Source organism: Pseudomonas sp. RC2C2 (assembly GCF_018390435.1).
Lineage (GTDB): Bacteria > Pseudomonadota > Gammaproteobacteria > Pseudomonadales > Pseudomonadaceae > Aquipseudomonas > Aquipseudomonas donghuensis.
Window position 1 is genome coordinate 1,742,206 of the sequence record NZ_JAHBAX010000001.1, and the last position, 17,715, is coordinate 1,759,920.

Below are 17,715 nucleotides of genomic sequence, written 5' to 3' on the forward strand. Positions count from 1 at the left end.
GATGGGGTCAAATCCTGGTTAGTTGTTGCCCACGCCAGTCGAACGGCACCGGCGCCAGCACTTGCTTGATCTGCGCCTCGGACCACAGCTGCCCCATGGTTTTACCGGCGCCCGGGTGCATCAGCTCAGGCGCGATCAACGCCAGCGGCCATAGCACAAATGCGTTCTTGAGAATCTCCGCCCGCGGCAATACCAAGCCATCGAAACTGCCATGCAGATCGTTGTACATCAGCACATCGATATCCAGCGGCAGGCCCTTGCGCTCAGGGGCATAGCGGCCATTGTCGGCCTCGATGAACTTGAGCCGGCGGTCCAGCTCCATCAGCGGCAGCGTGGTCAGGCCGGTGACCACCAGGTTGAAGAACGGCCCGCTCTTGATGCCCACGGCCTGGCTCTCGAACACCGCCGAACAGTGCATGTCGCTCAGCACGTCGGCCAGGGCATCGAGCCCGGCGGTCAAATGCCGCTCACGCTCGATATTGCTGCCCAGCCCGAGGTAAACCCTGTTCAGAGACATCCGCGCTCGATCTCCACACCCACCCCACTGGCAGCAGGTACTGCACCCGGCTTGGTCAGCTTCAGGTGCAACCAGGGAATCTGGAATTCGCTCATCAACACCGCCGCCAGGCGCTCGGCGAAGGTTTCCACCAACTGGAATTCGGACTGTTCGGCAAACGCCTGGATGCGCGCCGAGACACTGGCGTAGTCCAGGGCCAGGGTCAGGTCGTCACCGGCCGCGGCCGGGCGATTGTCCCAGGCAAAACTCAGGTCCAGGCGCAGGCACTGGCGGATTCCGCGCTCCCAGTCGTAGGCACCGATAACGGTATCGACTTCCAGCCCTTCGATGAACACTCTGTCCAAGCACTTCTCTCCACAGCACGACAAGGGCGCGTTGCGCCGTTAGAATCAGGGCGTCCTCGCCCGGAATGGTTAGCATGTTTTGGTTACTGGCGCTGTGCGCCTACCTGCTCGGCTCTCTGTCCTTTGCCATTGTCCTCAGCCGCCTCAATGGCAGCCCGGACCCGCGCATGAGCGGTTCAGGCAATGCCGGTGCAACCAACATGCTGCGCCTGGCCGGCCGCAAACTGGCGGTCCTGACCCTGCTTGGCGACCTGTGCAAGGGCTTGCTGCCGGTGCTGATCGCCAATCTTGCTGGCCTCGACCTGCAGCAACAGGCCTGGATCGGCGTGTGCGCGGTGATTGGCCATCTGTTCCCGGTGTACTTTCGCTTTCGCGGCGGCAAAGGTGTCGCCACCGCCGCCGGCATGCTGCTGGGGCTCTACCCGCCAGCCGCCTTGCTGGCCATCAGCGCCTGGCTGCTGACCTTCTACCTGACCCGCACCAGCTCGCTCGCGGCACTGGTCGCAACGCCTCTGACCCTGCCGCTGTTGGCCTGGCGCGAGCCGGAAGCGCTGCTGCCGATCAGCGTGCTGACGGTGCTGATCGTCTGGCGTCACCGCGGCAATCTACGCGACCTTTTCGCCGGACGCGAACGGCATTTCTGAATCCACTGCATGAGCAACGCTCAGTTTCACAGCGGCGCCAGTTGCTCCATCGGCCAACGCGCCTGCACGCTGATTGCCAGGCTTTCCTGCTGGCCGGCAGCCAGACGCTGACAGCCGGCGTAGGCAATCATAGCGCCGTTGTCAGTGCAAAATTGCGGACGGGCGTAGTACACATTGCCCTTGAGACCGGCCAGCATGTCCTCCAGCGAGGCGCGCAAGGCCTTGTTGGCGCTGACGCCGCCAGCGATCACCAGGCGCTTGAGGCCGGTCTGCTTGAGGGCACGCTTGCACTTGATGGTCAAAGTCTCCACCACCGCCTGCTGGAAGGCCAGCGATACGTCGCATCGAGTTTGTTCTCCGTCGTCTCCAGCACTCTGGCACTGCTGCCAGGTGTTGAGGGCGAAGGTTTTCAAACCGCTGAAGCTGAAGTCCAGCCCCGGACGATCGGTCATCGGCCGCGGGAAGACAAAGCGCCCGGGCACGCCCTGGGTCGCCAGCCGGGCGATCTCCGGGCCACCCGGGTAAGGCAGGCCGATCAGCTTGGCGGTCTTGTCGAAGGCTTCGCCAGCGGCGTCGTCGAGGGTCTCGCCGAGCAGCTCGTAGCGCCCGATACCATCGACCCGTACCAACTGGGTATGCCCGCCCGATACCAGCAAAGCGACGAACGGGAATTCCGGCGGCTGCTCTTCGAGCATCGGCGCCAGCAGGTGGCCTTCCATGTGGTGCACGCCCAGCGCTGGAATACCCCAGGCAAACGCCAGGGCCTGGGCACAGGAGGCGCCCACCAGCAGAGCACCGACCAGGCCGGGGCCTGCGGTATAGGCGATGGCGTCGATCTCGGTGGCGACGCAGTCGGCTTCGGCCAGCACCTGGCGGATCAACGGCAGCATACGCTTGACGTGATCACGCGAGGCCAGCTCCGGCACAACGCCGCCATACACGCGGTGCAGGTCGATCTGACTGAACAATGCATCGGCCAAAAGGCCGCGTTCACTGTCGTATAATGCGACGCCGGTTTCGTCGCAGGATGTTTCCAATCCCAGTACTAGCATGGGTCCGTGCCTTGTTGAGGCTGAATTCGAAGGCGCGCATGATAGTCCCCGCTCCCGACGCCGACCAGCGGTTTTCGATCAGAGGCTTTGCATTCCGGTCGGCTAAGGGTTAACATCCGCAACCCTTAAAAACCGACGTTCTCCAGCGCACATTTTTGCCACGAGTTCGTTGACCCCGGTAATGAATGAAGGTAGCTCTGGATGCCAGCCGTCAAAGTTAAAGAGAATGAACCCTTCGACGTAGCTCTGCGTCGTTTCAAGCGCTCCTGCGAAAAAGCCGGTGTTCTGGCTGAAGTTCGTAGCCGCGAATTTTACGAGAAGCCGACTTCTGAGCGTAAGCGCAAAGCAGCAGCCGCTGTTAAACGTCACGCCAAGAAAGTTCAGCGCGAACAGCGCCGCGCCGTTCGTCTGTACTAATACAGACGTCCGTCGCAAGCTTCTGCCTCGCCCGGCCCAAAGCCGGGCTGCCGGCAGTTGTTGCTTGATCCTTTGGCCTTCGGGCCCAAGGCGTCCTGTTGCCCTGCAACATGGACAACCTGCCTGAATCGTCAGAACTGGCCGCAACGCCAGCTGTGCACGTCCTTCCTGACGAGCCCTCACCGGCTGCAGACGAGCACGTCTTTCCGTATTTTGTGTTACGCCATTCGACATCGCTCGAACGCGCAGCCGTTCCCGCCGCATTAGCGATTACACTTGCTTATCGCCTGATGATGAGAGTGCCATGGCCGGGCTGATTCCCCAGAGTTTTATCGACGACCTGCTTAACCGTACCGACATCGTCGATGTGGTGAGTTCGCGCGTGCAGCTGAAAAAAGCTGGCAAGAACCTCACGGCCTGCTGCCCGTTCCACAAGGAAAAGACCCCGTCGTTCAGCGTCAGCCCCGACAAACAGTTCTATTACTGCTTTGGCTGTGGCGCGGGCGGCAACGCCCTTGGCTTCATCATGGACCACGACAACCTGGATTTCCCCCAGGCTGTCGAGGAACTGGCCAAGGCCGCCGGCATGGAGGTGCCCCGCGAAGACAGCGGGCGCGGCCACAAGCCCCGGCAACCGGTCGATTCACCGCTGTACCCGCTGCTTGAAGCGGCCGCCGAGTTCTATCGCCAGGCACTGCGTAGCCACCCGACGCGTAAATCGGCGGTCGACTATCTCAAGGGCCGCGGCCTGTCCGGCGAGATCGCCCGCGACTTTGGCCTCGGTTTCGCCCCGCCTGGCTGGGACAACCTGTTCAAGCACCTGAGCAGCGATACCCTGCAACAAAAAGCCATGATCGACGCCGGCCTGCTGATCGAGAACGCCGAGTCCGGCAAACGCTACGACCGCTTCCGCGACCGAGTGATGTTTCCGATCCGCGACAGCCGTGGCCGGGTCATCGCCTTCGGCGGCCGGGTGCTGGGCGACGACAAGCCCAAGTACCTCAACTCCCCGGAAACCCCGGTGTTCCACAAGGGCCAGGAGCTGTACGGGCTGTACGAGGCACGTAAATTCAACCGCAACCTCGATGAAATCATCGTGGTCGAAGGCTACATGGACGTCATCGCCCTTGCGCAACAAGGCCTGCGCAACGCGGTGGCGACCCTGGGCACGGCCACCAGCGAAGAGCACCTCAAGCGCCTGTTTCGCGTCGTGCCCAGCGTGCTGTTCTGTTTCGACGGCGACCAGGCTGGCCGCAACGCCGCCTGGCGCGCCCTGGAAGCAACACTTTCGAGCCTGCAGGACGGGCGCAAGGCGCGCTTTCTGTTTTTGCCCGAAGGCGAAGACCCGGACACCCTGGTACGCGCCGAAGGCACCGACGCTTTCCGCGCCCGAATCAACCAGCATGCTCAACCGCTGGCCGATTACTTTTTCCAGCAACTGACCGAAGAAGCCGACCCACGCTCGCTCGAGGGCAAGGCGCACATGGCCACCCTCGCTGCACCGTTGATCGAAAAAGTGCCCGGGGCCAACCTGCGCGCACTGATGCGCAATCGCCTCAAGGAAATCACCGGGCTGGACAACCAGCAGGTCGAACAACTGGCGCACTCCGCGCCGGTCGAAGCACCGCCCAGCTATGACCCGGGCATCGATTACGATGCCATTCCCGACTACACGCCGGACTACGGCGATTTTCACCAGCCCGAGTACACACCACCGCAACAGCAGTGGGCACCGAACAAGGGCGGCAAGAAAAAATGGGAAGGCAAGCCCTGGGACAAGAAGGGCAAGCCCTGGGAGCGCAACGGCCAGCGCCAGGATGCCCCGCCACGGGTGCCGACCTCGGTAGAACCGCCGACCTTGAGCGCCTTGCGCACCCTCCTGCACCACCCGCAACTGGCGAAAAAGGTCGAGGACGCCAGCCAGCTGGCGGCCGAGGAACACGTCTACGCCCAGTTGCTGGTGGCCCTGCTGGAGGCGTTGCAAAAGAATCCTGAGCTACGCTCACTACAGCTGATCGCCCGCTGGCACGGCACCGAACAAGGCCGCTTGCTCAGGGCCTTGGCAGAAAAGGAATGGCTGATCGATGCCGACAACCTTGAACAACAGTTTTTCGACACTATAACTAGCTTGTCCGCTCGCCAACGCGAGCGCAGCCTGGAACATCTGCTCAGGAAAGCACGTCAAAGTGACTTGAGCGCAGAGGAAAAAAATCAGCTGCGTGACCTGTTAAGCCGTAATGTTCCCGCACAAACCCCGACCTCAACTGGCGCGTGAGGTCCTAGCTCGGGTATAATCCTCGGCTTGTTTTTTGCCCGCCAAGACCTTCAGTGGATAGGGTGTTATGTCCGGAAAAGCGCAACAGCAGTCTCGCATCAAAGAGTTGATCACCCGCGGTCGTGAGCAGGGCTACCTGACTTACGCGGAGGTCAACGACCACCTGCCAGAGGATATTTCAGATCCGGAGCAGGTGGAAGACATCATCCGCATGATCAACGACATGGGGATCAACGTATTCGAGAGTGCTCCGGATGCGGATGCCCTTTTGTTGGCCGAAGCCGACACCGACGAAGCCGCAGCTGAAGAAGCCGCCGCAGCGTTGGCGGCTGTGGAAACCGATATTGGTCGCACGACTGACCCGGTGCGCATGTACATGCGTGAAATGGGTACCGTCGAGCTTCTGACCCGCGAAGGCGAAATCGAAATCGCCAAGCGGATCGAAGAAGGTATTCGCGAAGTCATGGGTGCTATCGCCCACTTCCCGGGTACTGTCGAGCACATCCTCTCCGAGTACGATCGCGTCACCACCGAAGGTGGCCGCCTGTCCGACGTTCTCAGCGGCTACATCGACCCGGACGACGGCATTGCGCCGCCGGCCGAAGTACCGCCGCCGATCGACCCGAAAGCACCGGCCAAGGCCGAAGCTGACGACGAAGACGAAGAGAAGGAAGGTGACGAGGAAGAGGAAGAGACCGAAAGCGGTCCCGACCCGGAAGTCGCTCGTCAGCGCTTCGGTGCCGTTCAGGATCAACTGAACGCCACCCTCAAGGTTCTGAAGAAGAACGGCCGCAGCCACAAGGACAGCCTCAAGGCGATGCTCGATCTGGCTGAGCTGTTCATGCCGATCAAGCTGGTGCCCAAGCAGTTCGAAGCCCTGGTTGAGCGCGTTCGTAGTGCCCTGGACCGTCTGCGTCAGCAAGAGCGCGCCATCATGCAACTGTGCGTCCGTGACGCGCGCATGCCACGTGCCGATTTCCTGCGCCTGTTCCCGAGCAACGAAATCGACCAGACCTGGGCCAGCGACCTGGCCAAGCGCAGCACCAAATGGGCAACCGCCCTGGGTGAGAAGAGCGACGCCATCGTGGCCTGCCAGCAGAAGCTGATCGACCTCGAAAGCGAAACCGGCCTGACCATCGCCGAGATCAAGGACATCAACCGTCGCATGTCGATCGGTGAAGCCAAGGCTCGTCGTGCCAAGAAAGAAATGGTCGAGGCCAACCTGCGTCTGGTTATCTCGATCGCCAAGAAGTACACCAACCGCGGTCTGCAGTTCCTCGACCTGATCCAGGAAGGCAACATCGGCCTGATGAAGGCGGTGGACAAGTTCGAATACCGTCGTGGTTACAAGTTCTCGACCTATGCCACCTGGTGGATCCGCCAGGCGATCACCCGTTCGATCGCCGACCAGGCCCGCACCATCCGTATTCCGGTGCACATGATCGAGACGATCAACAAGCTCAACCGTATTTCCCGGCAGATGTTGCAGGAAATGGGTCGCGAACCGACCCCGGAAGAGCTGGGTGAGCGCATGGAAATGCCAGAGGACAAGATCCGCAAGGTATTGAAGATCGCCAAAGAGCCGATCTCCATGGAAACCCCGATCGGTGACGACGAAGATTCGCATCTGGGGGACTTCATCGAAGACTCCACCATGCAGTCGCCAATCGATGTGGCCACGGTCGAAAGCCTCAAGGAAGCGACCCGTGACGTGCTCTCCGGTCTGACCGCACGCGAAGCCAAGGTGCTGCGCATGCGTTTCGGTATCGATATGAACACCGATCACACTCTCGAAGAAGTCGGTAAACAGTTCGATGTGACCCGTGAGCGGATCCGTCAAATTGAAGCCAAGGCGCTGCGCAAGCTGCGCCACCCGACGCGAAGCGAGCATCTGCGCTCCTTCCTCGACGAGTGACGACAAACCCCGGCCCAGGCCGGGGTTTTTCTTTTCCGGCGAACGGTGCTTTTAAGCCTTTGCCCACTACCCCGCCACTTGAATGCCCGTCTACACTCGAATCAATCCACCTGTGTGACGAGGCCGTTATGCCCCGAATGCCGGCCCTTCTGTTGGCCCTCCTGCTTGTCTGGAGTGCAACGGCCGGCGCCCTGACCCTGACTGACGAAGAACAAGCCTGGCTCAGCGCGCATCCGCAGCTGCGCCTGGGCGTCGATGCATCCTGGCCACCATTCGAATACCGGGACCAGGATGGTCGCTACCAGGGATTGGCCGCCGACTACATTGCCCTGATCCAGGATCGCCTGAATGTGCAGTTCAAGCCGATCGAACCGATCAGTTGGACCGCTGTACTCGAGCAGGCACGCAAGAACAACCTCGACCTGTTGCCAGGCATCATGTCGACACCGGAGCGCCAGAGCTATCTGGCCTTCACCCGCCCCTACCTGGATTTCCCGATCGTCATCCTCGCCCATGACGGCGGCCCGCAACCGCGCACCATCAAGGACCTGTACGGCCTGAAAATCGCCGTGGTGGAGAACTACGCGCCCCATGAACTGCTGCGTACCCATCACCCGGACCTCAACCTGGTAGCCCTGCCCAATGTCAGCTCGGCGCTGCAGGCCCTGGCCACCGACGAGGTGGATGCAGTGGTTGGCGACCTCGCCTCGAGCATCTGGAGCCTGCGCCAGCTCAAGCTCGAAGGCCTGTACGTCAGCGGCGAAACGCCCTACCGCTATCAGCTGGCCATGGCCGTGCCGCGGGAGCAGAAAATCCTGGTCAGCATCCTCGACAAAGTCATGGCCGACATGAGCCCCAACGAAATCAGCAACATCCAGGAGCGCTGGGTCGGCAAGGTGCTCGATCACCGCACGCTCTGGTACGACCTGCTGATCTACGGCCTGCCTGCCTTGCTGCTGTTGATCGCGGTCCTGGCGGCCGTGATCCGCGTCAACCGGCGCCTGAGTTCGGAGATTTCCCGGCGCATTGCCCTGGAACAGGAACTGCGCAGCAGCGAGTACCACTACCGCGGCCTGATCGAGAGCCTGTCAGCCATTGCCTGGGAAGCCGACGCCAACGACTTCACCTACAGCTACGTTTCGCCCCATGCCGAAGGCCTGCTCGGCTACCCCTTGAGCCAATGGCTGCGTCCGGGCTTCTGGCGCAGCATCATTCACCCTGACGACGCACTTTGGGCCCAGGCCTTCTGCGACAGCGAAACCGCTGCCGGGCGCGATCACAGCCTGGACTACCGGGTGATCCGCGCCGACGGCCGCAGCCTGTGGGTGCGCGATATCGTCAGCCTGATCGAACACGGGCACAAGCCGGTGATGCGCGGGTTGATGATCGACATCAGCGAAACCAAGAACGCCGAAGAAGCCCTGCGCCTGTCCGAACAAAAGTTCGCCTCGGTGTTCCAGCAATGTCCGGACATCCTGGTTATCGCCCGCATGAGCGACGGCTGCCTGCTGGAGGTCAACGAAGCCTTCGAAGAGCAGATTGGCCTGAGCCCGGCGCAGGTGCTGGGCCGCACCGCGACCGAACTGAACATCTGGGGCATCGACGGCATCGGCCCCGACCTGCTCAAACGCTTGCAGGCAGGCAGCATCCGCAACCTGGAAATGCTCTTCCGGCGCAGCAACGGCCAGGTGTTCACCGGCTTGACCTCCGCCGAAACCTTCCAGCTCGACAGCACGCCGGCACTGGTCGTGGCGGTTAGGGACATCAGTCAGCTAAAGGAAACCCAGGAACAGCTGCAAACCTCCGAAGAGAAGTTCGCCAAAGCCTTCCACGCCTCTCCTGACGGCCTGCTGCTGTCACGCCAGAGCGACGGCCTGCTGATCGAGGTGAACGAAGGCTTCTGCCGACTGACCGGCTACGACACCCATATGTCGCTGGACCACACGTCGCTGGACCTGGGTATCTGGGTCGACCTCAACGAGCGCCGCCGCCTGTTGGACATGCTCCAGCGCGATGGTTTCGTACGTGATTTCAGCTGTCATATCCGCCGCAGCGACGGTCAAATCCGCCTGTGCGAGCTATCCGCCAGGCCATTACCGATCGCCGGCGTTGACTGCATGCTGACCATCGCCCGCGACATCACCGAGCGCCACCTGATGCAGGAAAAACTGCAACTGGCCGCCACGGTGTTCGAGAACACCGCCGAAGGGGTACTGATCACCGATACCGACCAACGCATCAGCGCCGTCAACCGCGCCTTCAGCGAAATCACCGGCTACAGCGAGTTCGAAGCCCTGGGCCAGACCCCGCGCCTGCTGGCCTCCGGTCAGCACGACAGTGCCTTCTACGTGGCCATGTGGCACCAGTTGACTGCCGAGGGCCATTGGCAAGGCGAAATCCATAACCGGCGCAAGAACGGCGAGGTCTACCCCAGCTGGCTGACCATCAGCGCGGTGCGCAGCAGCGAACGCGGCATCACCCACTTTGTCGCGGTGTTCGCCGACATCTCCAGCCTCAAGCACGCGCAAGCCAAGCTCGATTACCAGGCCCATCACGATCCGCTCACCGGCTTGCCCAACCGCACTCTGTTCGAAAGCCGTCTGCAGGCTGCACTCAACTGCGCCCAAGCCTCGCAGCGCCAAGGCGCAGTGCTGTTTCTCGACCTCGATCGTTTCAAGCACATCAATGACAGCCTCGGCCATCCGGTGGGTGATCTGCTACTCAAAGCCATCGCCCAGCGACTCAAGGATCAGGTGCGCGATATCGACACCGTGGCGCGCCTGGGTGGCGACGAGTTCATCATCCTCCTGCCCGGCCTGCACCAGCCCAGTGATGCCGGGCACATCGCGCACAAGCTGCTGGCCTGCTTCGGGGCGCCGTTCCAGGCCGGCGAGCACGAGTTCTTCACCAGCGCCAGCATCGGCACCAGCCTGTATCCACAGGACGGCACCGACGTCGCCTCACTGATCCGCAACGCCGACGCCGCCATGTACCGCTCCAAGGCCAAAGGCCGCAACCGGGTCGAGTCCTACACCCGCGACCTCACCGCCCAGGCCAGCGAACGCATCGCCCTGGAGCACGAGCTGCGCCGGGCTATCGAGCGCAATGAGCTGAGCCTGTGCTACCAGCCCAAGTTCAGCCTGAAAACCCAGAGCCTGGTAGGCGCCGAAGCACTGATCCGCTGGACCCATCCAAGCTTCGGCGACGTTCCACCGGAACATTTCATCCCACTGGCCGAAGAAAACGGCATGATCCTGCAACTGGGTGACTGGGTGCTGGAACAGGCCTGCCAGCAAATGCAGGCATGGAAGCACGACTACCTGGCGTTCGGCCCGCTATCGGTCAACCTGGCCGGCGCCCAACTGCGCCAGCCAAGCCTGGTCAAGCGCATCGAACAGTTGCTCAAGACCCACCAGCTCAAGGCTGGCGACCTGCAACTGGAGATCACCGAGAACTTCATCATGAGCCAGGCCGAAGAAGCCCTGGCCATCCTCCACCAGCTCAAGCAGTTGGGCGTGCAACTGGCGATCGATGACTTCGGCACCGGCTACTCGTCACTGAGCTACCTCAAACGCCTGCCGCTGGATATCCTCAAGATCGACCAGTCGTTCATCCGCGGCCTGCCGGACGATCCCCACGACGCCGCCATCGCCCGCGCGATCATTGCCCTGGGGCGCAGTATGCAACTGACCATAATTGCCGAAGGGGTGGAAAGCCAGGCCCAGCAGCAGTTCCTGGCAGCCGAAGGGTGCGAGCAGATCCAGGGCTACATCGTCAGCCTGCCGCTGCCAGCCGGGGAATTTGCCGCGACATTCCTTTGCATAGCACTTTCGGATCTTTCGGATAGCACAGCCTGGAAACCCTCGTTATAATCCGCGTCCACTGGGGCCTATAGCTCAGTTGGTTAGAGCAGGGGACTCATAATCCCTTGGTCGCAGGTTCGAGTCCTGCTGGGCCCACCAAACAAAAAACCGCGCATTGCGCGGTTTTTTTGTGCCTGCGATAGAAACCGGTTTCACCTGCGCTGCCTGAACTTCCCCAGCAACTTGTCACCGACGATCAACGGCACCCACACCAGTGGTATGACAAAGAAGCTGAGCAAGGCCAAAACAGTGAAAAGAACGCGCTTCAATAACTGCAGCGCGCCAAAGGTCTTATTACGAATCATCTCGAACCCTGAGCAATGAACATGCAGCGGCATCCGTGCCGCTGGTACTGTCACCACTCTAGTTGGTTCTCTCAGAAACGCACCCGAAGCAGGGTGCGCCAGAAGTTCTTCAGCGGCGAAATGCGATGCTTGTCCCAGTTGCGTTGCCAGAACTCATCCTCGTTCTTGACCAGCGCTTCGATATCGCTGCCCGTCGCTGACGCCGCATGCTGACGGAACAACATCGGGAACACGCAGTGCTGTTTGATGCGCTGCTTGAACAGCACATCCACCGGCGTACCGTCGTAAGGTGTTTCAGCCAGGATCCGGCAGCCCGCAGGCGACAGGATGTACGCATGCAGGGCCACCACGCGACCGCGAGCGATGTAGGGAAACCAGGTCAGCCAGGTCCTGCCCATGCTGTACCCCAGGTGCAGCACTTCAAAACTGCGCGTGCGAATAAAGCGATTGACCCAACGGATAGGCGCCGCCTTTAACGCATAGGCCTGGACGTCATCCTCGAAGATCAGCACGCGCTGCAAACCTTCAGCCAATGCCTGGCGTGCCAAGGCCTGATGGGACTCATAACAGCCCCTGACCGGATCATCGCTACGCTCGACAACGTGGAAGATCACCTGATTCTGGATCAGGCTGCCAACGGTCTGCCTGAACAACTCGCGCCGGTCGTTTCGCTCTTTGATCGAAATGCAATAAACAGCATCAACGTCGAAGTGGATCTTGCTCATCTTGCAACCCTTCCAGCATCAGCCAGCGCCGGATATCGACCAAGCCGTAAAAACGCACGATTTTACTGTGCAACCACTGCCACTACCAAGCCATTACTGACGCCGGCGCATTTGTCCTGGCGTCACACCATAGTGCTGCTGAAACAAGGCAATAAACGCCGACACCGAGTCGTAGCCCAACTCGTTGGCCAGCGCCGTGACACTCATGCCCTGGGCCAGCAGCGGCAACGCCGCAAGCAGGCGCAGGCGCTGTCGCCATTCCCTGAACGACAACTGCGTCTGCGCCTGGAACAATCGCACCAGGGTACGCCGTGAAGCCCCTACCTGCTGCGCCCAGTCCTCAATGCTGCGGTTATCCGCAGGGGTGGCCTGCAAGGCTTCGGTGATCCGCCGCAAGCGCGGGTCGCTGGGCAGTGGCAGGCCAAATGGCGCCTCGGGCAGCTCGCGCAACTCATCGACCAACACCTGCAGCAGCCGCGCCTGGGCCCCTCGTGCGGGATATTCCGGTGCAAAGCGGCTGGCCTTGGCGATCAGCTCGCGCACCAGCGGCGTGACCTGCAGCACGCCACAGGGGCGCTGGTAACCATTGAGCAGCGAGTCGTCCAGGTACAGCCCGCGAAACTCGATGGCCTGGTCGCTATAGGCGGTGTGCTCGACGCCAGCCGGTATCCATAACGCACATTGCGGCGGCAACAGGTAACTGTGGTGTTCGGTCAGTACCTGCATGATGCCGGCACTGGCATAGGTGAACTGCACCCAGGGATGACTGTGCATCTGCACCCGATGGCCCGCCGGAATAGCAAACATGCGCCGGTACACCGGGCCCGGCAGTTGCTGAAAGTCCGGCAGCGGCGGCACTTCGCTAGCTTGTCTCATTGACGGCATCGTCTGTCTCCTTTGCTCAAGTGAGCCGACAAGGACCGATGTTAGCCTGCGCCCGGCTTCGTTGAACAACCCAAGGAGAGACCGATGAGCAGCCATGTACGTGAAAACCGTTTGAGCGTGCCCGCCATTCAGCAGCGCAAGGGGGCTGGCAATCTGGTGGTGCTAACGGCGTACAGCATGCCGATGGCACGCTGGGTGGATGCCGAAGCCGATGTGATCATTGTCGGCGACTCGCTTGGTATGGTGCTGTATGGCATGCCCAGCACCCTGGGGGTCACCCTGGAGATGATGATTGCCCATGGCCAGGCGGTGATGCGTGGGGCCCAGCGCGCCTGTGTGGTTATCGATCTGCCGTTTGGCAGCTATCAGGCTTCGCCTGAACAGGCGTTCCTCAGTGCCGCCCGACTGCTGCGCGAAACCGGCGCCCAGGGCGTCAAGCTTGAAGGCGGTGAAGAGTTGGCCGAGACCGTAGCGTTTCTCACCCGCCGCGGTATTCCGGTAATGGCCCATGTCGGTCTGATGCCGCAACAAGTCAACAGCCTCGGCGGTTTCAAGGCCCAGGGCCGGGATGATCAGAGCGCCGCCAAGGTGCGTCAGGATGCCCTGGCCATGCAGGGCGCAGGCGCTTTCTCGGTCGTACTGGAAGGCATCGCCGAACCTCTGGCCCGGCGTCTGAGCGAGGAGTTGGCGATCCCCACCATCGGTATCGGCGCGTCGCCAGCCTGCGATGGTCAGGTGCTGGTCACCGAGGATTTGCTGGGGCTGTTCGGTGAATACCAGCCACGCTTCGTCAAGCGTTTCGCCGACCTGCAGCCACAGATTGCCCAAGCCCTGGCCGCCTATGCCCGGGAAGTGCGCGACGGCAGCTTTCCCCAGGCCGAACACTGCTTCAAGGCGCGCTGAGCACAGACGCCTTGCCCAAGGGTGAGGGCAATGGATAGGCTATCGCGCTTATTCCATGAGCCGCAAAATGCGGCTCTTGCCAGAGAGTGCCCATGTCCGACAGCCGCCCCGTCGCCCTCGACGAAATCGATCGCCAGCTGATCTCGCTGCTGCAGATCAACGCCCGTGAAAGCGTCGCCACGCTCGCCCGGCAACTGGGCATCGCGCGCACCACGGTGACCTCGCGCCTGGCCCGCCTGGAAAAGACCAAGGTCATCAGCGGCTATGGCGTGCGCCTGGGCCAGCGCCTGATCGATGGTGGCCTGCAGGCTTATGTCGGCATCAAGGTGCAACCGCGCTCGGGCAAGGACGTGGTGCGGCGCCTGAGCGCCATGGGCCAGGTACAGCAATTGTGCGCGGTCAGCGGCGAATTCGATTACGTCGCCTGTCTGCGCAGCGACTCGCCCGAGCAACTCGACCAGTTGCTCGATCAGATCGGCAGCGTTGATGGGGTGGAAAAGACCACTACCTCGATCATCCTCAGCAGCAAGGTGGATCGCGGGCAGCCGGTTTGACACACCAGGCAATCATCCCCCCGGATGATCAGTTGCCCCACGTATAGGCTGGTTACAGGCTTGCCGCTTGACGGTAAAGCCTAGCGACCAAAAACTATACGCAGGTAACGTACAGAGCATGGAAGCACTTTTCGTCGAATTGCCGGCCTTTTCACGTTATCGCCACGACTACCTGGATGACGAGGCCTTCAGGTCCTTGCAGTTTGTACTGATGCTCAATCCCCAGGCTGGCTCAGTCATCCAGGGTACAGGAGGCCTGCGCAACGCCAGTCGCTCAGACAGATGCTCGATCTGGAAATCGAAGCGAGGACTTAAAATGAAACGCGATGTTTTCTCCGAACTGAGCGAAGGCTTCGATGCCCTTGCCCAGGCGCGTCAGGGCAAGCTGACCCTGCGCTCGCACAAAGTACAACTCGCCGAGCTGATGGCGGTATCGGCCGAAGAGCTTGTGGCTATTCGTGAACGCCTGAACATGTCTCGCGCGGTATTCGCCATGTATCTGCGCACCAATGCCCGTACCCTGGAAAACTGGGAGCAAGGCAGGGCGCGCCCCAACGCCCAGGCTGTGACACTGATCCGCCTGGTAGAAAAATTCCCCGAAACCGTCGAGCACCTGGCCGCTTTGGCCTGACTCGTCGATTTGCCTTAAATAAGCGTCATAATGACCTGAATTAAATCATAACGACGACACTCTGCATCTTAATAACGTAACCCCCACCCCCTAAAATGACCACCAGTGTTTTTCTATACTCAAGCTCCGCACCCCGCGCAGCGCCTGGCAAGGTCACTTATGAACAAGAACAATCGCCACCCCGCCGACGGCAAGAAACCCATCACTATTTTCGGCCCGGATTTCCCATTCGCCTTTGACGACTGGATCGAGCACCCGGCCGGCCTGGGCAGCATTCCGGCTGAACGCCACGGCGAAGAAGTGGCCATTGTCGGTGCCGGTATTGCCGGCCTGGTGGCAGCCTACGAGCTGATGAAGCTGGGCCTCAAGCCGGTGGTGTACGAAGCCTCGAAAATGGGCGGGCGCCTGCGTTCGCAAACCTTCGAAGGCACCGACGGGATCATCGCCGAGCTCGGCGGCATGCGTTTCCCGGTGTCGTCCACCGCGTTCTATCACTACGTCGACAAGTTGGGGCTTGAAACCAAACCCTTCCCCAACCCGCTGACCCCCGCTTCGGGCAGCACGGTAATCGACCTGGAAGGCCAGACCCACTACGCGGAAAAACTCTCCGACCTGCCCAAGCTGTTTCAGGAAGTGGCTGACGCCTGGGCCGATGCCCTGGAAGACGGCGCCCGCTTCGGCGATATCCAGCAGGCCATCCGCGATCGCGATGTGCCACGCCTGAAAGAACTGTGGAATACCCTGGTACCGCTGTGGGACGACCGCACCTTCTACGATTTCGTCGCCACCTCCAAGGCGTTCGCCAAGCTCAGCTTCCTGCACCGCGAAGTATTCGGCCAGGTCGGTTTCGGCACCGGCGGCTGGGACTCGGACTTCCCCAACTCGATGCTGGAAATCTTCCGTGTGGTGATGACCAACTGCGACGATCACCAGCATCTGGTCGTCGGCGGCGTCGAACAGGTGCCGCTGGGCATCTGGCGCCATGTGCCGGAGCGCTGCGCGCACTGGCCGGCCGGCACCAGCCTGAGCTCGCTGCATCGCGGCGCGCCACGCCCCGGGGTGAAAAGCATTGCCCGCGACAGCGATGGGCGCCTGGCAGTGACCGATAACTGGGGCGACACCCGCCACTACGCCGCCGTGCTGACCACCTGCCAGAGCTGGCTGCTGACCACCCAGATCGAATGCGAAGAATCGCTGTTCTCGCAGAAAATGTGGATGGCCCTGGACCGCACCCGTTACATGCAGTCGTCGAAGACCTTCGTCATGGTCGACCGGCCATTCTGGAAGGACAAGGACCCGCAAACCGGTCGCGACCTGATGAGCATGACCCTGACCGACCGCCTGACCCGCGGCACCTACCTGTTCGACAACGGCGACGACAAGCCAGGGGTGATCTGCCTGTCCTACTCGTGGATGAGCGATGCACTGAAGATGCTCCCGCACCCGGTGGAAAAACGCGTCAAGCTGGCCCTCGATGCGCTGAAGAAGATCTACCCGAAAGTCGATATCGCCGGGCATATCATCGGCGACCCGATCACCGTCTCGTGGGAGGCCGATCCGCACTTCCTCGGTGCCTTCAAGGGCGCCCTGCCCGGCCACTACCGCTACAATCAGCGTATGTACGCGCACTTCATGCAGCAGGACATGCCGGCCGAACAGCGCGGCATCTTCATTGCCGGTGACGATGTGTCGTGGACCCCGGCCTGGGTCGAAGGCGCGGTGCAGACTTCACTCAATGCGGTCTGGGGTATCATGACCCACTTCGGTGGGCATACCCACCCGGACAACCCAGGCCCGGGCGATGTGTTCAATGAGATCGGACCTATCGCCCTGGCCGACTGACGGGAGAATCGCCATGCGCATCGCCCTGTTCCAAGGCGAACCGCAACCGCTGGACCTGCCCGGCAACCTCGAGCGCCTGCACCAGCAGGCGCAACTGGCCGCTGCACGCGGCGCCGAGCTGTTGGTGTGCCCGGAGATGTTCCTGACGGGCTACAACATCGGTAGCGAAGCCGTGGCGCGCCTGGCCGAAGCCGAAGACGGCCCCTCGGCCATGGCCGTGGTGGAGATCGCCCAGAGCAATCGCATCGCCATCGCCTATGGCTACCCGGAGCTGGCGGACGACGGTCAGGTCTTCAATAGCGTGCAACTGATCGACGCCCACGGCAGCAGCCTGTGCAACTACCGCAAGACCCACCTGTTCGGCGGCCTCGACCGGGCGATGTTCAGCCCGGGCCCTGATCACTTCCCGGTGGTCGAGCTCAACGGTTGGCGTCTGGGGATTCTGATCTGCTATGACATCGAGTTCCCGGAAACCGCCCGACGCCTGGCCATGGCCGGTGCCGAGCTGATCCTGATACCGACGGCGAACATGGTGCCCTTCGACTTCATCGCCCAGGTTACCGTGCGCGCCCGTGCCTACGAGAACCAGTGCTACCTGGTGTACGCCAACTACTGCGGCAGCGAAGACGAGATCCACTACTGCGGGCAAAGCAGTATCGTCGGCCCGGATGGCAGCATCCTGGCCATGGCCGGTCGTGACACGGCGCTGCTGAGCGCCGACCTGGAACTGCAGCGGGTACACCAGGGGCGGGCCAACACCCCTTACCTGCATGACCTGCGCCCCGAGCTCTACAGCACGCCGCGCCGATAATCCGCTAGCATGACGGTTCGCCTGTCTCCGGA

16 protein-coding genes and 1 tRNA gene are annotated in these 17,715 nt (G+C 61.6%); 11 read left to right on the top strand and 6 right to left on the bottom strand.

The window, feature by feature from the left end:
* Positions 1 to 7 precede the first annotated feature (7 nt).
* Together folK and folB are read right to left on the bottom strand one after the other, a co-directional pair.
* The gene (gene folK / locus KHO53_RS08105) at positions 8 to 517 is read right to left on the bottom strand and encodes a 2-amino-4-hydroxy-6-hydroxymethyldihydropteridine diphosphokinase (RefSeq protein ID WP_036995050.1); all 510 of its coding nucleotides are present in this window, start codon (positions 515 to 517) and stop codon (positions 8 to 10) included.
* Positions 508 to 861 carry a dihydroneopterin aldolase gene (gene folB / locus KHO53_RS08110; protein ID WP_010221436.1) on the bottom strand — a complete coding sequence of 118 codons (354 nt, stop codon included), beginning with the start codon at positions 859 to 861 and terminating at the stop codon, positions 508 to 510. The genes folK and folB overlap by 10 nt, the downstream gene beginning before the upstream one ends.
* Before the next feature lie 74 nt (positions 862 to 935).
* Here folB and plsY point away from each other — a divergent pair, with 74 nt between their 5' ends.
* The gene (gene plsY, locus KHO53_RS08115) at positions 936 to 1,505 is read left to right on the top strand and encodes a glycerol-3-phosphate 1-O-acyltransferase PlsY (RefSeq protein WP_010221435.1); all 570 of its coding nucleotides are present in this window, start codon (positions 936 to 938) and stop codon (positions 1,503 to 1,505) included.
* A gap of 26 nt (positions 1,506 to 1,531) precedes the next feature.
* Here the strand turns inward: plsY and tsaD are convergent, their stop codons facing one another.
* Positions 1,532 to 2,557 carry a tRNA (adenosine(37)-N6)-threonylcarbamoyltransferase complex transferase subunit TsaD gene (gene tsaD / locus KHO53_RS08120; RefSeq protein ID WP_010221434.1) on the bottom strand — a complete coding sequence of 342 codons (1,026 nt, stop codon included), beginning with the start codon at positions 2,555 to 2,557 and terminating at the stop codon, positions 1,532 to 1,534.
* A 201-nt stretch (positions 2,558 to 2,758) separates the two neighbouring features.
* On the opposite strand from tsaD, the gene rpsU reads away from it, so the two are divergent.
* The 5 genes from rpsU (at position 2,759) to KHO53_RS08145 (ending at position 11,126) form a co-directional block, all read left to right on the top strand.
* Positions 2,759 to 2,974 carry a 30S ribosomal protein S21 gene (rpsU, locus tag KHO53_RS08125; RefSeq protein ID WP_002551877.1) on the top strand — a complete coding sequence of 72 codons (216 nt, stop codon included), beginning with the start codon at positions 2,759 to 2,761 and terminating at the stop codon, positions 2,972 to 2,974.
* 304 nt (positions 2,975 to 3,278) lie between these two features.
* The gene (dnaG, locus tag KHO53_RS08130) at positions 3,279 to 5,249 is read left to right on the top strand and encodes a DNA primase (RefSeq protein ID WP_010221433.1); all 1,971 of its coding nucleotides are present in this window, start codon (positions 3,279 to 3,281) and stop codon (positions 5,247 to 5,249) included.
* A 67-nt stretch (positions 5,250 to 5,316) separates the two neighbouring features.
* A complete protein-coding gene (rpoD, locus tag KHO53_RS08135) occupies positions 5,317 to 7,164 on the top strand; it encodes an RNA polymerase sigma factor RpoD (protein ID WP_010221432.1) in 1,848 nt (615 codons plus the stop codon).
* A gap of 128 nt (positions 7,165 to 7,292) precedes the next feature.
* Entirely contained in the window at positions 7,293 to 11,036 is a 3,744-nt protein-coding gene (locus KHO53_RS08140; RefSeq protein WP_213570174.1) for an EAL domain-containing protein, read from the top strand.
* Positions 11,037 to 11,049: 13 nt separating this feature from the next.
* Positions 11,050 to 11,126: transfer RNA gene (locus tag KHO53_RS08145), tRNA-Ile, on the top strand.
* Positions 11,127 to 11,179: 53 nt separating this feature from the next.
* Here the strand turns inward: KHO53_RS08145 and KHO53_RS08150 are convergent.
* The 3 genes from KHO53_RS08150 to KHO53_RS08160 form a co-directional block, all read right to left on the bottom strand.
* Positions 11,180 to 11,332 carry a hypothetical protein gene (locus KHO53_RS08150; protein ID WP_158491188.1) on the bottom strand — a complete coding sequence of 51 codons (153 nt, stop codon included), beginning with the start codon at positions 11,330 to 11,332 and terminating at the stop codon, positions 11,180 to 11,182.
* Between the two features lie 71 nt (positions 11,333 to 11,403).
* Complete coding sequence (locus KHO53_RS08155; RefSeq protein WP_036995047.1) at positions 11,404 to 12,057, bottom strand: glycosyltransferase family protein; 654 nt, start codon at positions 12,055 to 12,057, stop codon at positions 11,404 to 11,406.
* Positions 12,058 to 12,150: 93 nt separating this feature from the next.
* On the bottom strand, positions 12,151 to 12,933 hold the full coding sequence (locus KHO53_RS08160) for an AraC family transcriptional regulator (protein WP_502937691.1): 783 nt from the start codon (positions 12,931 to 12,933) through the stop codon (positions 12,151 to 12,153).
* Positions 12,934 to 13,026: 93 nt separating this feature from the next.
* Here KHO53_RS08160 and panB point away from each other — a divergent pair, with 93 nt between their 5' ends.
* The 5 genes from panB (at position 13,027) to KHO53_RS08190 (ending at position 17,683) form a co-directional block, all read left to right on the top strand.
* Entirely contained in the window at positions 13,027 to 13,845 is an 819-nt protein-coding gene (panB, locus tag KHO53_RS08165; protein ID WP_010221429.1) for a 3-methyl-2-oxobutanoate hydroxymethyltransferase, read from the top strand.
* A 92-nt stretch (positions 13,846 to 13,937) separates the two neighbouring features.
* Positions 13,938 to 14,399: an Lrp/AsnC family transcriptional regulator gene (locus KHO53_RS08170; RefSeq protein WP_213570176.1), complete on the top strand. Its 462-nt coding sequence runs from the start codon at positions 13,938 to 13,940 to the stop codon at positions 14,397 to 14,399.
* A gap of 316 nt (positions 14,400 to 14,715) precedes the next feature.
* Positions 14,716 to 15,030, top strand: a complete 315-nt coding sequence (locus KHO53_RS08180) for a helix-turn-helix domain-containing protein (protein ID WP_010221427.1) — start codon at positions 14,716 to 14,718, stop codon at positions 15,028 to 15,030.
* A 159-nt stretch (positions 15,031 to 15,189) separates the two neighbouring features.
* Positions 15,190 to 16,872, top strand: a complete 1,683-nt coding sequence (locus KHO53_RS08185) for a flavin monoamine oxidase family protein (protein ID WP_213570177.1) — start codon at positions 15,190 to 15,192, stop codon at positions 16,870 to 16,872.
* Positions 16,873 to 16,885: 13 nt separating this feature from the next.
* A complete protein-coding gene (locus KHO53_RS08190) occupies positions 16,886 to 17,683 on the top strand; it encodes a carbon-nitrogen hydrolase family protein (protein ID WP_213570178.1) in 798 nt (265 codons plus the stop codon).
* Positions 17,684 to 17,715 lie beyond the last annotated feature (32 nt).

Coding starts and splice junctions, on each gene's coding strand:
- folK (WP_036995050.1), bottom strand. CDS start 517: ATGTCTCTGAACAGGGTTTACCTCGGGCTGGGCAGCAATATCGAGCGT.
- plsY (WP_010221435.1), top strand. CDS start 936: ATGTTTTGGTTACTGGCGCTGTGCGCCTACCTGCTCGGCTCTCTGTCC.
- tsaD (WP_010221434.1), bottom strand. CDS start 2,557: ATGCTAGTACTGGGATTGGAAACATCCTGCGACGAAACCGGCGTCGCA.
- rpsU (WP_002551877.1), top strand. CDS start 2,759: ATGCCAGCCGTCAAAGTTAAAGAGAATGAACCCTTCGACGTAGCTCTG.
- dnaG (WP_010221433.1), top strand. CDS start 3,279: ATGGCCGGGCTGATTCCCCAGAGTTTTATCGACGACCTGCTTAACCGT.
- rpoD (WP_010221432.1), top strand. CDS start 5,317: ATGTCCGGAAAAGCGCAACAGCAGTCTCGCATCAAAGAGTTGATCACC.
- KHO53_RS08140 (WP_213570174.1), top strand. CDS start 7,293: ATGCCCCGAATGCCGGCCCTTCTGTTGGCCCTCCTGCTTGTCTGGAGT.
- KHO53_RS08150 (WP_158491188.1), bottom strand. CDS start 11,332: ATGATTCGTAATAAGACCTTTGGCGCGCTGCAGTTATTGAAGCGCGTT.
- KHO53_RS08155 (WP_036995047.1), bottom strand. CDS start 12,057: ATGAGCAAGATCCACTTCGACGTTGATGCTGTTTATTGCATTTCGATC.
- KHO53_RS08160 (WP_502937691.1), bottom strand. CDS start 12,933: ATGAGACAAGCTAGCGAAGTGCCGCCGCTGCCGGACTTTCAGCAACTG.
- panB (WP_010221429.1), top strand. CDS start 13,027: ATGAGCAGCCATGTACGTGAAAACCGTTTGAGCGTGCCCGCCATTCAG.
- KHO53_RS08170 (WP_213570176.1), top strand. CDS start 13,938: ATGTCCGACAGCCGCCCCGTCGCCCTCGACGAAATCGATCGCCAGCTG.
- KHO53_RS08180 (WP_010221427.1), top strand. CDS start 14,716: ATGAAACGCGATGTTTTCTCCGAACTGAGCGAAGGCTTCGATGCCCTT.
- KHO53_RS08185 (WP_213570177.1), top strand. CDS start 15,190: ATGAACAAGAACAATCGCCACCCCGCCGACGGCAAGAAACCCATCACT.
- KHO53_RS08190 (WP_213570178.1), top strand. CDS start 16,886: ATGCGCATCGCCCTGTTCCAAGGCGAACCGCAACCGCTGGACCTGCCC.